This is a genomic window from Rhizobium sp. NZLR10, assembly GCF_019685125.1.
In the GTDB taxonomy this organism is placed as follows: Bacteria; Pseudomonadota; Alphaproteobacteria; order Rhizobiales; family Rhizobiaceae; genus Rhizobium.
The window spans coordinates 88,257-103,103 of the sequence record NZ_JABDWE010000015.1 but is presented as its reverse complement, the minus strand read 5'-3'; the positions used below and the strand labels follow the sequence as shown (position 1 = coordinate 103,103).

At 60.5% G+C, this 14,847-nt stretch carries 10 protein-coding genes; 5 read left to right on the top strand and 5 right to left on the bottom strand.

All coding sequences use genetic code 11. The features are described 5' to 3' along the window. Positions 1–5: 5 nt before the first annotated feature. A complete protein-coding gene (locus tag HJB82_RS21835) occupies positions 6–467 on the bottom strand; it encodes a hypothetical protein (protein WP_221131599.1) in 462 nt (153 codons plus the stop codon). Between the two features lie 201 nt (positions 468–668). After that, a complete protein-coding gene (locus HJB82_RS21830) occupies positions 669–2,423 on the bottom strand; it encodes an alkaline phosphatase (protein WP_221141402.1) in 1,755 nt (584 codons plus the stop codon). A gap of 87 nt (positions 2,424–2,510) precedes the next feature. On the opposite strand from HJB82_RS21830, the gene HJB82_RS31930 reads away from it, so the two are divergent. The 3 genes from HJB82_RS31930 to HJB82_RS21815 all read left to right on the top strand — a co-directional run bounded on the left by HJB82_RS31930 (position 2,511) and on the right by HJB82_RS21815 (position 4,960). Further along, positions 2,511–2,723 carry a hypothetical protein gene (locus HJB82_RS31930; protein WP_207582291.1) on the top strand — a complete coding sequence of 71 codons (213 nt, stop codon included), beginning with the start codon at positions 2,511–2,513 and terminating at the stop codon, positions 2,721–2,723. 109 nt (positions 2,724–2,832) lie between these two features. Beyond that, positions 2,833–3,867, top strand: coding sequence for an aspartate-semialdehyde dehydrogenase (locus HJB82_RS21820; RefSeq protein ID WP_207582292.1), 1,035 nt, complete (start codon positions 2,833–2,835; stop codon positions 3,865–3,867). 271 nt (positions 3,868–4,138) lie between these two features. Further along, on the top strand, positions 4,139–4,960 hold the full coding sequence (locus HJB82_RS21815; protein WP_207582293.1) for a lytic transglycosylase domain-containing protein: 822 nt from the start codon (positions 4,139–4,141) through the stop codon (positions 4,958–4,960). Between the two features lie 51 nt (positions 4,961–5,011). On the opposite strand, the gene HJB82_RS21810 is transcribed toward HJB82_RS21815, so the two are convergent. The 3 genes from HJB82_RS21810 to pdxY all read right to left on the bottom strand — a co-directional run bounded on the left by HJB82_RS21810 (position 5,012) and on the right by pdxY (position 8,329). Next, the gene (locus HJB82_RS21810; protein WP_221141400.1) at positions 5,012–6,631 is read right to left on the bottom strand and encodes a GGDEF domain-containing protein; all 1,620 of its coding nucleotides are present in this window, start codon (positions 6,629–6,631) and stop codon (positions 5,012–5,014) included. 109 nt (positions 6,632–6,740) lie between these two features. Continuing rightward, positions 6,741–7,382, bottom strand: coding sequence for a carbonic anhydrase (locus HJB82_RS21805; protein WP_207582295.1), 642 nt, complete (start codon positions 7,380–7,382; stop codon positions 6,741–6,743). 71 nt (positions 7,383–7,453) lie between these two features. Further along, on the bottom strand, positions 7,454–8,329 hold the full coding sequence (pdxY, locus tag HJB82_RS21800) for a pyridoxal kinase PdxY (RefSeq protein ID WP_221141398.1): 876 nt from the start codon (positions 8,327–8,329) through the stop codon (positions 7,454–7,456). Positions 8,330–8,604: 275 nt separating this feature from the next. Here pdxY and HJB82_RS21795 point away from each other — a divergent pair, with 275 nt between their 5' ends. After that, positions 8,605–13,380, top strand: coding sequence for an NAD-glutamate dehydrogenase (locus tag HJB82_RS21795; protein WP_221141396.1), 4,776 nt, complete (start codon positions 8,605–8,607; stop codon positions 13,378–13,380). Between the two features lie 24 nt (positions 13,381–13,404). Next, positions 13,405–14,793, top strand: a complete 1,389-nt coding sequence (locus HJB82_RS21790) for an MFS transporter (protein ID WP_221131594.1) — start codon at positions 13,405–13,407, stop codon at positions 14,791–14,793. Positions 14,794–14,847: the final 54 nt, after the last annotated feature.

Sequence of the window (14,847 nt, the reverse complement as noted above, 5' to 3'; positions counted from 1 at the left end):
TCGGATCAGACAGAAAAATATTCGGCCTGGCGGATACGCAACAGGCTGACGAAGCCGGTGTCCGGATCCGTCCAGGAGCCGTATTCCAGCGTGCCGCGCACCTCGATCGTCTGGCGCGGCTGCACGAAGGTCTGTTTCTCCAAGAGATAGACGACGACGATATTATCCGGCCAGTCCGCATCCGAGGAGCAGAAGGGGCAGAGCGACATCGGCACTTCGGTCAACACGAAGAACTGCGCCTCGGCCTTCAGCGGCGGCGCCATGAAGCCCTTCATGCTGATTTCCTGCCCGGCGAGGCGCTTCACCTTGTCGGAGAATTCAAGGCCGAGTACCCCGAACTTGCCATAGAGCTCGTCGAAGGAGAGCGAGGGATCGGCAGCGCGAACGACGGAAGCGGTAAAAGGAAGCGCAACGGCGGCGCCGATCAGCCGGCGGCGGCTGAGATGCAGCGAAGAGAATATATCCATAGCGACCTCCAGGAAGCAAATCCCGGCCGTTAGCGCATCGGCCTGAAAATCGGAATCGATTTTCAGAAAGCACGATGCGTAGATTCAAAGTGTTACAGCGTCCTTTGCGCATCTGAAAAGACGCGCGGCGCTGTAGCCGGCCGGATAATAATCGACAAGAAAGGCAAGGCCGCCAAGCGGCCTTGCCGGATCGGCTTGCGATCAGTTCGTCTGCTTGGCGCCGAGAGCGAAGGTGTCGGCGAGCACGCGATAGACGTCGCTCTGTTCGAGGTAGCCATGGAACTCTTCCGAGCCCGGGCCGGCCGACTGCAGGACGACGTCGTCGACCGCATGGACGCCGCTCTCGCTGCTCTTCGGAAGATTGCCCTGAACGAAGACCGCGCCGGGAACATCCTTGTACTGTTCGTTGGCGACATATTCCTTCTTTTCGTTCTGGACGGCCGGAACGAAGGGACCGTCGAGCTTCGGACGGAAGGTTTCGTAGTGGTCAGGGCCGTTATTGGCACTTAGAAACAAGCGGCGGCTGACGTCGATCTTATCAGGGTATCCGTCGCCGTTTTCGTCCTTGTAGTTCGGGAAACCAGCCTCGGCATAGGTCCCGACCCTTTCGCGCATTTCGGTGCCGGGCTTCTCATCATCGACGGTGCCGATGATCGAGACACCATGCGTATGGTCACCGGTGACGACAATCAGCGTATCGGGATGAGCCTTCTGGAATTCGCGGGCGACGCCGATCGCCTGGTCGAATTCGATGGTTTCGACGACGGCGCGATCCCAATCGAGCGGATGCGACATCTTGTCGATCGAGGAACCTTCGACCATCAGGAAGAAACCATCGGGATTCTTGGAGAGGCGGTCGATCGCAACCTTGGTCATGGCGACGAGACCCGGCTGGTTCGGGAACTTGTCGACGGTGCCCTTCTTCAGGAACTCGCGGTCGAGCGTCACGTCCATATTGCCGGTGTGGAAGAGCCCGAGGAGATTGCCTTCGGCCGACGCATTGGCTGCGAGCTCGTTCTTGTCGGTCGCAAGCTTGTAACCGGCATCCTGAAACAGCTTGATGTAGTCCTGGTTGTCCTTGCGCTTGGAACCGGCGACCTCCTTGCCGAGGAAATAGGCCGAGCCGCCGCCGAGCAGGACTTCAGGCTTGACGTCGAGCAGCATGCCGACGACGTCGGCCTTGTCATTGCGGTTACGGGTATGGGAAACAACAGCAGCCGGCGTGGCGTCTTCGACTTCGGCGGTTGCGACGATGCCGATCGACTTCTTGGTCATGCGGCGAACGGCTTCCGCGAAGGTTTCGACACGCGGGTCGTCCAGCGAGGCCGGCGTACGGTCCGCGTAAACGCCGATCGCGTTGACGGCCGTCTTGTGGCCCGTCATGTAGGCCGACATGGTGTTGGCGGAGTCGGTGGCAACGGCATTCGTCGCCGAGGTGCCGACAAAGGCCATGCGATCAAGATCGTCCATGTTCAGACGGCCATTCGCCTTACCTTCGGTCATGCCCTTGGACATGATGCGGGCGGCGGTGCGATGCGCGACGGAAAGACCATCGCCGAGCAGGAAGATGATGTTCTTAGCCTTTGGCTGACCAGCGGTTTCGTAAACGTTCCAGGTGACGGATTTCGTTTCGTCGCCGGCAGCGACCTCGACCTTGTAGGCGCCTGGAGCGGAAATCTTCAGGCCGCGCAGCAGGAGAGCGGAGCCGAGAGCCTTGTCATCCTTGCCCTTTTCCAGCTCGACGAACCGTGCCTCGCCCCCGAGGACGGTTTTGTAGTCCTGACCGTTGACCGTGATCTTCACGTCTTCGGGCTTGACCTGCTTGTTGAGTTCGACCTTGAAATCGAATGGCGAACCGGCAAGAATCGTCGCGCGATCAAGCGGATAGACCGTCGTCGCCTGAGCGGCGCCCGCAAGGATGGTGGTGGCCGCAAAAGCGGCAGGAAGCGTACGCATGGAAAACCCCCGTTTTCGTTGCAGACAGTAACAACCGGGCCGGGATATCTCTCGAGGATGACAGCGGCATGACAAAATGTCGCAGCATTGTGGCCGCCGCTTTCGCCGTCCGGCTCTGACCGCAAAAACCTTGACTCCTGTGGAAAACCTTCTAAGAGCAACAACGGAAAAGGAATCTCCATGGTTCACGACGAACATGCCATTGCCGACCGCAATGACCGGGCACAGTTTGCCGGGGTGGACATTGCCGTTCCGGTTTCTGCCAAAACCAAGGCCAAAACGACGACGAAAACCGTCTGATGTCTCTGGCCTGCCGCTCTCTCCCCGGCTCGGCTGGGGACAGGAAGACGCGATCCGTCGCCTTTCCCCTCACCGGAAAAGAGGAGAGAAGAGAAAGAGAGCTTGAGAAATGGGTTTCAAAGTAGCAGTTGCGGGAGCGACCGGAAACGTCGGCCGGGAGATTCTCAACATCCTCTCCGAGCGGGGCTTCCCCGCCGATGAGGTCGTGGCGCTTGCCTCCTCGCGTTCGCAGGGTACCGAAGTTTCCTACGGTGACCGGACGCTGAAGGTATCCAATATGGAGAATTACGATTTCTCCGATACCGACATCTGCCTGATGTCGGCCGGCGGTGAGATCTCCAAGAAGTTCTCGCCGAAGATCGGCCAGCAGGGCTGCGTTGTCATCGACAATTCCTCGGCCTGGCGTTACGACGCCGACGTGCCGCTGATCGTGCCGGAAGTGAACCCGGATGCCATCAGCCTGTTCACCAAGCGCAACATCATCGCCAATCCGAATTGCTCGACTGCCCAGCTGGTGGTGGCGTTGAAGCCGCTGCATGACTTCGCCAAGATCAAGCGTGTCGTTATCTCGACCTACCAGTCGGTCTCCGGCGCCGGCAAGGACGGCATGGACGAGCTCTTCAATCAGACACGCGCCGTTTTTGTCGCCGATCCGATCGAAAATAAGAAGTTCACCAAGCGTATCGCCTTCAACGTCATTCCGCACATCGATAGCTTCATGGAAGACGGCTACACCAAGGAAGAGTGGAAGGTGCTGGCCGAGACGAAGAAGATGCTCGACCCGAAGATCAAGGTGACCTGCACGGCAGTGCGCGTGCCGGTTTTCATCGGCCATTCGGAATCGGTCAATATCGAGTTCGAAAACGAGATCACCGCCGACCAGGCCCGTGACATCCTGCGCGATGCGCCGGGCTGCCTCGTCATCGACAAGCGCGAGGACGGCGGCTACATCACGCCTTATGAATCCGCCGGCGAGGACGCGACCTACATCTCGCGCATCCGCGAAGATGCGACGGTCGAAAACGGCCTCAACATCTGGGTGGTCTCCGACAATCTGCGCAAGGGTGCGGCATTGAACGCCATCCAGATCGCTGAGCTGCTCGTCAATCGTGGCCTTGTCAAACCGCGCAAGCAGGCCGCCTGATACCATTTGTAAACCATAATATGCTAAAGCCCTGCTGATGAAGGCAGGGCTTTTTGCCGAACAGTAAGCGCCCTTATCCATAAGCGCTTACTGAAAGGTGATCGTGACAAGATCGCCGTCGGCTGGCATTCTGCCTGGCGTCAAGCCAAGCTATGCCGCCCGAAACCGATAGCGGTTTTGGGACAAAGGCATGAACAGAACAAAGATTTAAGGCGCGTCGCATGGTTCTGATGGCCGCGGCGCGCTTCAGCAGACCGGAGCGGGGTTTCTCATGCGCATGACAACATTCCTTCTGGCCGCATCTATGGCAGCCGGCGTCCTCCACGCGCTGCCGGCAGCGGCCCAGGGCGCCCAATGCGGCAACAATAGCAGCGGTTTCAGTGCATGGGTCGCCGACTTCAAGCAGGAAGCGGCGGCAAACGGCGTCAGCCGCTCGGTCCTCGACCGCGCCTTCGCCAACGTCAATTACAACAAACCGACGATCGCCGCCGACCGCGGCCAGAAGAGCTTCAAACTCTCCTTCGACGCGTTCATGCAGAAGCGCGGCGGTGCCACCGTCATTTCCCGCGGCCGCAGCATGAAGGCCGCCAACCAGGCACTTTTTGCCTCGATTGAACGCCGTTTCGGCGTTCCGTCCGGCCCGCTGATCGCGATCTGGGGCATGGAGACCGGTTTTGGCAGCTATATGGGCAACCAGCATACGCTGTCGGCTGTTTCGACCCTTGCCTATGACTGCCGTCGTTCGGACTATTTCACCGACCAGCTCTATGCCGCGCTCCAGCTCGTCTCCGAGGGCTATCTGAGCCCGCAGGCCAAGGGTGCTGCCCACGGTGAAATCGGCCAGACGCAGTTTCTGCCGCGCAATGTCGTACGCTTCGGCGCCGATGGCGACGGCGACGGCCGCGTCGACATGGTCGGTTCCCGCGCCGATGCCCTGGCCTCGACTGCGAATTTCCTCAAAGGCCATGGCTGGAGCGCCGGCGCCGGCTATCAGCCCGGAGAGCCGAATTTCGTCGCCATCCAGGGCTGGAACGCCGCCAGCGTCTACCAGCAGGCGATCGCCTATATCGGCCAGCAGATCGACGGCAAATAGGCCCTCATCGACAACGATACCCGAAAACGCCGCTGCGACATGCGGCGTTTTTCATGTTCGGGTATCAAAACCGCCGCCCGACGCCTTCTTGCGTCGCTCCTCCTTCGCCGGCGCCTGCACGATCGGTCCCGAAACGACGCAGTTGCGGCCGGAGGCCTTGGCGGCATAGAGCGCCAGATCAGCGCGTTTGACCAGATCCTCGAAGTTCCGGTTGGCGGCTTCATTTGCCCGGCCGGCGCATCCGAAACTCGCCGTCACCTTGAGAACATCGCCGCTCTCCAAAGATATTTCCGCCGCTTCGATCGCCAGCCGCACGCGCTCGGCAATGATTGCAGCATCGTCAGGCGTCGAATCCGGCAGAAGCGCCAAAAACTCCTCGCCGCCATGGCGCACCAGCAGATCGAAGGAGCGAAAATTTTGACGCGCGACGCCCGCGACCTGCCGGAGCACGGCATCGCCGGCATCATGCCCGTTGATATCGTTGACCTTCTTGAAATGATCGAGGTCGAAGAGGACGACGGAGATCCAGCGCGACCCGTGCTCGGCCTGCGTCAGAAGCGCCGATGCGGCGACCTCGAAGCCGCGCCTGTTGTACAAGCCAGTCAGAAGATCGGTCTGGGCGGCGTTGCGCAACTCGCTGACCAGTGTCTCGCGATCCCGCGTCAGCCGGTCGATCAGGCGCAGGCCCCTTGCCGCCAGCGTCATCACCAATGTGGCGAGAAGCAACAGGCCGGCACACAGCCCCAGGATCAGCGTCAGATGTATATGCGCGCGCGTCGACAAGTTTTCGCCGGTCTCATGAATATCTTTTGCGGCCTCGACCATCTTCTGCTGCAGGAAGATCATGCGTTCGCTCTGCGCAGTAGCCCAGACGTCGCGCACTACGCGCGTCGGCTGCGATCCGGCAAGGATCGCATCGGTGATCGCATTCGCCTTCACCTGGTCGCTACGGGCAAGATAGGCAACGATGTCGCGCACGATCGGCGCCGTGGAATGAAAGACCATGTGGTCCATGCCCTCACCGAGCATGACCTTGCCCTGTACGAACAGCTCCACCGGAAACCGCGCGGAAACACGGTGATCGAGGTAGCGGGTGCCGACGCCGGTAATCAGTCTTTCGCCGTAATAGGTCAGCAGAATACCCATCAGCTGGTTGGATTTCTCAAGCAGCACCGGATCGCTGATCAGTGGTGAAAGCGTGTCGACGACGGCAAGCTGCTTGAGAGCTGCATACCAGTAGATAGAACCGGGATCGCTGCCGGCGTAAAGGCCCTGGTCGACGGCGTTGCGGGCGGCAACGATGCGGCTATAGGCAAGGCTGAGAATCGATAATTCGCCGGCCAGCCCTGGGTCGAGCGCATCGCGGGAGGGCAGCGTGGCATAGAAGGCCAAGCGCTCGCGATCGAGCGTCACCCGGCTTCTCTGCATGTCGGCGGCAGTCGCGTTGTTGGGACGTGCGAGGTAGAGGCGGGTGGCGCCAATTTCACTCAGGATCTCCGTGGCGGCGATCGACCCGCCGCGGGCAAGCACGTCGGCGAACTGCCTGTCCTTTTCGAGATTCCTGTATTGTCTGAGCGAAGACCTTATGACGACGACGCCTTCAATGAGCATGAAGACGAAGGGCAGCATGATGGCGGCCAGGATAACCCTTTTGATGGTTTCGAACTTCATCGCCAATCGCCACGGTGATCAAAACGTCGGTCGTGCGCGACCAATTGACGGCATCTTAGCAGCAATTCTTAATAAACTGATAAAGCGGCGGATCCCTAGATTTCTGGCCCTAGATTTCTGGACGAATGAAGTCACGAGTCTCAGCATCCATCACCCAGAGTTCGCCTGTGGAGATATCGAACCATGCGCCATGGAGGTGCATTTTTCCTGCTTCCTCGAGCGCCTTGATGTCGGGAAAGCTTCTGAGATTGTCGATCGAATTGCGGATCGAGACACGCTCCAGCGCCGTCTGCCGCTCGGCCGCCGTCATCACATCGTTGCTCTGGATCTGCTCGGCGGCGGGCTTGACCAGCGACATCCAGCGGCCGATGAAATCGCCGGGCGACAGCGGCTCGGCGTTCGGATCGAGCGCTGCACGGATTCCGCCGCAGCGGCCATGGCCCATCACGACGATATCCGAGACCTTCAGCGCCTGCACGGCAAATTCGAGCGCGGCCGACGTCGAATGGAAGTGACCGTCCGGCTCGTAAGGCGGCACCATGTTGGCAACGTTGCGAATGACGAAGAGCTCGCCCGGGCCGGCATCGAAGATCAGCTCCGGTGCCGCACGTGAATCCGAACAGGCAATGACCAGCGTATGGGGACTCTGACCGTTTTCGGCAAGCTGCCGATACCTGTCGCGGGCGTCGGCATAACGTCCGCTCATAAAGTTGCGATAGCCGTCCAGAAGAGGATTTGGAAAACGCTGCATGCTTCTGGATTAGCGCGCGCGGAAGACAAGATCAACTGCTGCACTGCAAAATGAACGCATTGGCCGATGTGTCATTTTTTCCGCCGCTGCGCCGGATGCACGAGCCGGCGCATCTGCACCATGGCCATCGGCGTCGAAAGGCTGGAAGCATCGCTTGCCAACATCAATTCGTTGCTGCCGCGCTTGACGGCGCGCGCAAGCACCTCGAAGACGCTGGCGGTGGCAAGCTGAAGCGCTTTTTCGTCCTTGAGGCCGGAAAGCAGGCGCGACAGGAAGACGGCAGCAAGCAGGTCGCCGAGCCCATTCGGCGGATTTTCGACGACGCGGTGCTCGGCAAGAAGCGCGTGACGGCCGGAAAGATAGAGATTGCCGGTACCGCCCGCCATCATCGGCACGGCCGAGGTGACGAGCATGCGCGATGGTCCGAGCGCCAGCGCCGCCTCCATGATCGCGCTGTTGTCTTCAAGCGCTGCCCCCGAAAGCCATGCGAGTTCGTAGCGGTTCGGCGTCGCCAGCGAGGCGAGCGGGATGAGATGATCGCGAATAGCCTCTGCGGTCGCTTCCGGCACGTAGAGGCCGCCGAGATCGCCCATGACGGGATCGCAGACATAAAGCAGTTCCTGATTATCTTGCCGGAGCGCAGCGATCAGCCGGGCGACGGAACGCGCCTGGGCGGCATTGCCGAAATAGCCCGAAAGCACCGCCCTGACTTCGCCGATCCAGGGCGCGCGGATTAGATCGTCGATCGCCGCGTCGAAATCCGCTTCCGCAAATGTCAGCCGCGTCGAGCGGCCGTGGCCGGGATGCCAGGGAAGCACGATGGTCGGCAGCGCCCAGACAGGATGACCGAGCGTCTCCAGTGCAAAGACCGCCGCCCGGTTGCCGACCGAGCCGCGCACCACATGACTGGAGATGACAATGACTGCGCCCGCTGCATTTTCCGACATGATACCGAGGTCCGAATGATGATCGCGTTTTGATGATCTTTTTGACGGCGCGCTGTCAACCATTCTTCACGTGGGCATGGAAATGTAGGCGAAACGAAAACTAAAAAGAGGCTTCCCCGTTCGTTTTGGCCAGGAAAGCGAAAAAATCCCTCTTCATTTCCTATTTTGAGGGTCAAAAAAGCATCAAGACAATCGTTCGGGCCTCCATTTTAGAGATTTTTTCGAAGAATCTTCTGTTAGCTTGCAGAAAATCAGTCCATTGCGGGAGGCGATCCATGGCTGCCAGAAACAATCCGAAACGGGAAAAGCAGATCGAAAGCGCACGCAAGATCGCCAAGGCGACGGGCGAGGCGCATCTCGATCCGGAAATACTCTTCGGCCGGGCCAGCAATGACGATCTCGAACTCTATACGCCTGAGATGCTGGCGCTCTCCGCCGTGCATTCGGCAAAGGAACTTGCCGCCTGGAATGGCAAGGCGCCTCGTGTCGGCATCGACACCATTGCCGATGTGACGCCAGATGGCATTGCCGTTTCGGTGCTATCGGTCACCGACCGGAACATGCCTTTTCTGTTTGAATCGGTCATGGGTGAAGTGACGAGCACCTATCGCGACCTGTTCATGGCCGTGCATCCCATCCTGATCATGGAAAAGGGTAAGGCGCCGGCGATTTATTCCGCCGATCATCCGAGCGACCCGGCCAACCGCGTCAGCCATATCCAGCTCCACATTGCGCCGCTCAACTTCGCCCAGGCCGCAGATCTCGTCAAACGTGTCGAAACCGTGCTCGAGCAGGTCCGCCTGTCGGTGTCCGACTGGAAGCCGATGCTTTCCAAGATCGACGGGGTGATCGCCGAGCTCTCAGCCAACGGCACCACCCGGAAGAAGGCTGATCGCGATGAGGCAATCGCCTTCCTGACATGGCTGCGCGATGAGAATTTCACTTTCCTCGGGATGCGTGAATATATCTATTCCGGCAAAGGTTCCGATGCCAGGGTCGAACGCGACAAGGGTGCTGGCCTCGGCATGCTCTCCAACCCGGATGTGCTGGTGTTGCGCACCGGCAAGGACGCCGTGACGACGACGCCTGAGATCCTGGCCTTCCTCGACGGCCCCGATTTCCTCATCGTCACCAAGGCAAATGTGAAATCGATCGTCCATCGCCGGGCCTATATGGATTATGTCGGCGTCAAACGTTTCGACGCTGCGGGCAACGTCACCGGCGAACTGCGCATCGTCGGGCTCTTCACTTCGACGGCCTATACGTCGCTCGCCTCTGAAATCCCGCTGCTGCGTTCCAAGATCGAAAAGGTGAAGGAGCATTTCGGCTTCGACCCGATGAGCCATTCCGGCCGCATGCTCGACAACACGCTGGAATCTTATCCGCGCGACGACCTTTTCCAGATCGACACCACGTTGCTTGCAAATTTTGCCGAACAGATCAATGACTTGGCCGACCGTCCGCGCGTGCGCGTCCTGCCGCGCATCGACCATTTCGACCGCTTCGTCTCGGTGATCATCTACGTGCCGCGCGAGGAATACGACTCGATCGTCCGCGAGCGGATCGGCACCTATCTGAAGACTGTCTATGACGGTCGTGTCTCCGCCTATTATCCGGCTTTCCCGGAAGGCGGCGTGGCGCGCGTGCATTTCATCATCGGCCGCTCCGGCGGCAAGACGCCGCGTATTCCGCAGGCAAAGCTCGAGCAGGTGATCCGCGAAATCACCGCTCGTTGGGACGACCGTTTCGAGGCGCTGGCCGGGGCCAAGGCGCCGAAGATATCGGTCGACCAGGCCTTCCAGGATTCCTTCACTCCGGAGGAAACCGTTGCCGACCTCGCCGATATCGGCGCCTGCGCCGCTGGCGAGCCGCTTCGCATCCAGTTCTACCATCGTCCGGAAGAACGGGGCCGCATCCTCTCGCTGAAAATCTTCCACGCCGGCGGCCAGCTGGCGCTGTCGCGCCGCGTACCGCTTCTGGAAAATCTCGGCTTCAATGTCGTCAGCGAACGCACCTTCGACATTGGGGTGCCGGCCGCCGATGGAGAAACGAAACTCGTCGTGCTGCACGATATGGAGCTCGAGGCCCGCAATGGCGGCGACATAGACCTGCAGCGCTACGGCGCTGCCCTCGAAGAAGCCTTCGTCGCCGCCTTCGCCGGCACGATCGACAATGACAGCTTCAATCGGCTGATCCTTTCGGCCGGGCTTTCAGCGCGCGAGACGAACGTGCTGCGCGCCTATGCACGTTATCTCCGCCAGGCCGGCATTGCCTATTCGCAGGATTACATCGCAACCACGCTCGACAAATATCCTGCTGTCGCCGCCGCCATCTTCCGGCTGTTCCACGACACGCTCGATACCACGCTTTCCGAGAAGGCCCGCCTCAAGAAGCTTGCCGACCTGCACCAGGCGATCGAGGCCGAGCTTACCGACGTGCCGAGTCTTGACGACGACCGTATCCTGCGCCGTTACGTCAATATCGTCGATGCGACGCTTCGCACCAATTATTTCCAGAAGAATCCAGACGGCTCCCCAAAGTCGATGCTGGCCTTCAAGCTTGATCCGCACCTGGTCGACGGCCTGCCGCAGCCGAAACCCTTCCGCGAAATGTTCGTCTATGGCGTCGAAGTCGAAGGCGTGCACCTGCGCTTTGGCAAGGTGGCGCGCGGTGGCCTGCGCTGGTCGGATCGTGCCGAGGATTATCGCACCGAGGTGCTCGGCCTCGTCAAGGCCCAGCAGGTGAAGAACGCGGTCATCGTGCCGGTCGGCGCCAAGGGCGGCTTCTATCCGAAGAAGCTCCCCATCGGCGGCAGCCGCGACGAGATCTTCAATGCCGGCCGCGAGGCTTACAAGACCTATATCCGCACGCTGCTGTCGATCACCGATAATATATCGAGCGCCGAGATTGTGCCGCCGAAGGACACCGTTCGGCTCGATGGTGACGATCCCTATTTCGTCGTCGCCGCCGACAAGGGCACCGCAACCTTCTCCGATACCGCCAATGCGCTGGCCCAAGAAGCCGGCTTCTGGCTGGACGATGCCTTCGCCTCCGGCGGCTCGGCCGGTTACGACCACAAGAAGATGGGCATCACTGCCCGCGGCGCCTGGGAAACCGTCAAGCGCCATTTCCGCGAAATGGACATCGACATCCAGACGACGCCCTTCACCGTTGCCGGCGTCGGCGACATGTCCGGCGACGTCTTCGGCAATGGCATGCTGCTCTCTCCGAAGATCCGCCTCATATCCGCCTTCGACCACCGCGACATCATCATCGATCCCGATCCCGATATGGAAAAGACGCTGGCCGAGCGCCAGCGTCTCTTCGACCTGCCGCGGTCAAGCTGGCAGGATTTCGACAAAACCGTGCTCTCCAAAGGTGCGATGATCATCTCCCGCGCGGCGAAATCGGTCACTCTGACCCCGGAAGCGGTTGCCGCGATCGGCCTCGACAAGGCCGTGGCGACGCCCTTCGAAATCATCACGGCGATCTTGAAGAGCCCGGTCGACCTGCTCTGGTTCGGCGGCATCGGCACCTATGTGAAAGCGGCGCCCGAAACCGACGCCGAAGTTGGCGACCGCGCCAACGACCCGATCCGCGTCACGGCGGCCGAAGTGCGCGCCAAGGTGATCGGCGAGGGCGCAAACCTCGGTGTCACCCAGAAGGGCCGCATCGCCTATGGTCTCAAGGGCGGGCGCTGCAATTCCGACGCCATCGACAACTCGGCCGGCGTCAACACCTCGGACGTCGAGGTCAACATCAAGATCGCGCTGGCAGCCGCCATGCATAACGGGCGCATGACGCGGGCAAAACGCGACCAGCTTCTGTCCTCGATGACCAGCGAAGTGGCGATCCTGGTGCTACGCAACAACTACCTGCAGTCGCTGGCGATCTCGCTGACGGAACGCAAGGGCACGGCAAACGGTCTCGAACTCGGCCGTTTCATGAGCGTGCTCGAGGCCGCCGGCCAGCTGAACCGCAAGGTCGAGACTTTGCCGGACGAGCAGAGCCTTGCTGAACGCTATGCCGCCGGCAAGCCGCTGACGCGGCCGGAAATCGGCGTGTTGGTATCCTACGCCAAGATCGTGCTCTTCGATGCGCTGGCCGCCAGCGATCTGCCGGACGATCCCTATTTTACCGCGACGCTTTTGAATTATTTCCCGGTCAAGATGCAGAAGTCGAATGCCGGCGATATTGCCGGCCACCGGCTGAAGCGCGAAATTGTCGCGACCGTGCTTGCCAACGAGGCGATCAACCGCGGCGGGCCGAGCTTCACCGTCGCCATGATGGACGCGACGGCGGCCTCGGCACCGGAGGTGGTGCGCGCGGCGATCGTTGCCCGCGACGGTTTCGACCTGAACAGGCTCTGGGCCGAAACGGATGCGCTCGACGGCCGGATATCGGGCGAGATGCAGAACCGCATCTACGAGGAAATAAGCCATAGCTTTACCGTCTTGACACGCCTGCTCTTGAAGACCGGCATGACCAAGGCCGATATGGCGGAGGTGATTAGCCGGCTCCAGGCTGCCTTGAAGAAGCTGAGGCCTGCCTTTGCCGAACAATCGGCCGGCGATGCCGCCGCCCGGCAGGCGGAGTATAGTCAGGCAGGCGTGCCCGAAAAACTCGCAGCCGAGATCGCCAATCTCCAAAGTTTTGCGCTGGTGCCGGAGATCATGCAGATTGCCGAGCGCACCGGCGAGACCTTGGTGCGGGCCGCCGAAAACTACTTCGCAGTGTCGCAGACTTTCCGCATTGCCCGGCTGCTGGCAGCGGGCGGGCGGATCCTCACTTCCGACCATTACGAGAACCTGGCGCTTGCCCGCAGCATCGACCAGATCGCCAGCGCAAGACGCGACATCGTCATCTCGGCCCTGTCCGATCACGGCAAGGAGAAGCTTCCGGTTCAGGCTTGGCATGCGCAGGATCGTATCCGCATCAACCGCATCGTCGAAGAGCTTTCGAGCCTCAGCGACAGCGGCGATCCTAACCTTGCGCGTATTACCGTTGCTGCAGGTATCCTGACCGATCTTGCGCGCGACCGGGTGAGGTGAGACAGTCCGCTGAAAAAGGAGCGGATGTTGAATCGCATTGACTGGACAGGAACGCAGCCCCCGAAGGCCACGGAGAAGGGCATCTGGGGGTGGATGTTCTTCGATTGGGCAGCCCAGCCCTTCTTTACCGTGGTCACTACCTTCATCTTCGGACCCTATTTCGTTTCCCGCCTGACCGATGACCCCGTTTCCGCGCAGACGACGTGGAGCAACATGGCGACGATCTCATCGGTGATCATCGCCCTGCTCTCGCCCATTCTCGGCTCGATCGCCGACCAGTCAGGCGCACGCAAACCCTGGATCGGCTTCTTTGCGATCATCAAGATCGCCAGCCTTTTCTGCCTGTGGTTCGCAGCCCCCGGCTCGGCTGTTATTTATCCCGCGATTTTCATGATCCTCGCCTCGATCTCGGCCGAGTTTTCGATCGTCTTCAACGATTCGATGATGCCGCGCCTGGTCGCCAAGCACGAGGTCGGCAAGCTCTCCAACACCGCCTGGGGGCTTGGTTATCTCGGCGGCATCATCGTGCTCATCGCCGTCGTCACGTTGCTGGCGGCAAGCCCCGAGACCGGCAAGACCATCCTAGGCCTCGATCCGCTATTTGGTCTCGATCCTCGGACCGGAGAGGATGCACGCATCACCGGGCCGATCTCGGCCGTCTGGTATCTGATCTTCATCCTGCCGATGTTCTTCTTCACGCCGGATGTCGGCAGGGGTCTTCCCTTCGGCACCGCCGTCCGTTCGGGCCTGCGAGAGCTGAGAAACACGCTTGGTGAACTGAAGGAGCGCCGCGGCATCCTCAAATTCCTCATCGCCCGGATGATCTACCAGGACGGCGTCAACGGGCTGCTGATCCTCGGCGGCATCTTCGCGGCCGGCATGTTCGGCTGGGCAACGATCGAGATCGGCATCTACGGCATCATCCTCAACGTCGTCGCGATTTTCGGCTGCCTGATTGCCGGGCGTATCGACAAGAGTGTCGGGTCGAAGGTGACCGTCGTCATCAGCCTCACCATGCTGCTCCTCGCCACCATCGGCATCATCTCGACAGGGCCGGGTTATACCCTGTTCGGACTGATGCCGCTGCCGACGGCGGATTCCGGCGGCCTCTTCGGCACTGCGGCGGAAAAGGCCTATATCCTCTATGGTCTGTTGATCGGGTTTGCCTTCGGGCCGGTGCAGGCCTCCTCGCGCTCCTATCTCGCCCGTAGCGTCAGCCCGGAGGAAGCCGGTCGCTATTTCGGCATCTACGCGCTTTCGGGGCGCGCCACGAGTTTCATGGCGACGCTGCTCTTCTCGCTGGTCACCTATATGAGTGGATCACCGCGGCTTGGAATGGCAACGCTGATCCTGTTTCTCGCCGGCGGCCTGGTGCTGCTCGTCCGCACGCCCTATCCGGCCGATCGGGCCTAGCAATACCTGGGACGGGATGATTTTACATCCGGAATTGGGTAAAAACAAAGAGAT

Coding starts and splice junctions, on each gene's coding strand:
- HJB82_RS21810 (WP_221141400.1), bottom strand. CDS start 6,631: ATGAAGTTCGAAACCATCAAAAGGGTTATCCTGGCCGCCATCATGCTG.
- HJB82_RS21795 (WP_221141396.1), top strand. CDS start 8,605: ATGGCTGCCAGAAACAATCCGAAACGGGAAAAGCAGATCGAAAGCGCA.
- HJB82_RS21815 (WP_207582293.1), top strand. CDS start 4,139: ATGCGCATGACAACATTCCTTCTGGCCGCATCTATGGCAGCCGGCGTC.
- HJB82_RS21830 (WP_221141402.1), bottom strand. CDS start 2,423: ATGCGTACGCTTCCTGCCGCTTTTGCGGCCACCACCATCCTTGCGGGC.
- HJB82_RS21835 (WP_221131599.1), bottom strand. CDS start 467: ATGGATATATTCTCTTCGCTGCATCTCAGCCGCCGCCGGCTGATCGGC.
- pdxY (WP_221141398.1), bottom strand. CDS start 8,329: ATGTCGGAAAATGCAGCGGGCGCAGTCATTGTCATCTCCAGTCATGTG.
- HJB82_RS21805 (WP_207582295.1), bottom strand. CDS start 7,382: ATGCAGCGTTTTCCAAATCCTCTTCTGGACGGCTATCGCAACTTTATG.
- HJB82_RS21790 (WP_221131594.1), top strand. CDS start 13,405: ATGTTGAATCGCATTGACTGGACAGGAACGCAGCCCCCGAAGGCCACG.
- HJB82_RS21820 (WP_207582292.1), top strand. CDS start 2,833: ATGGGTTTCAAAGTAGCAGTTGCGGGAGCGACCGGAAACGTCGGCCGG.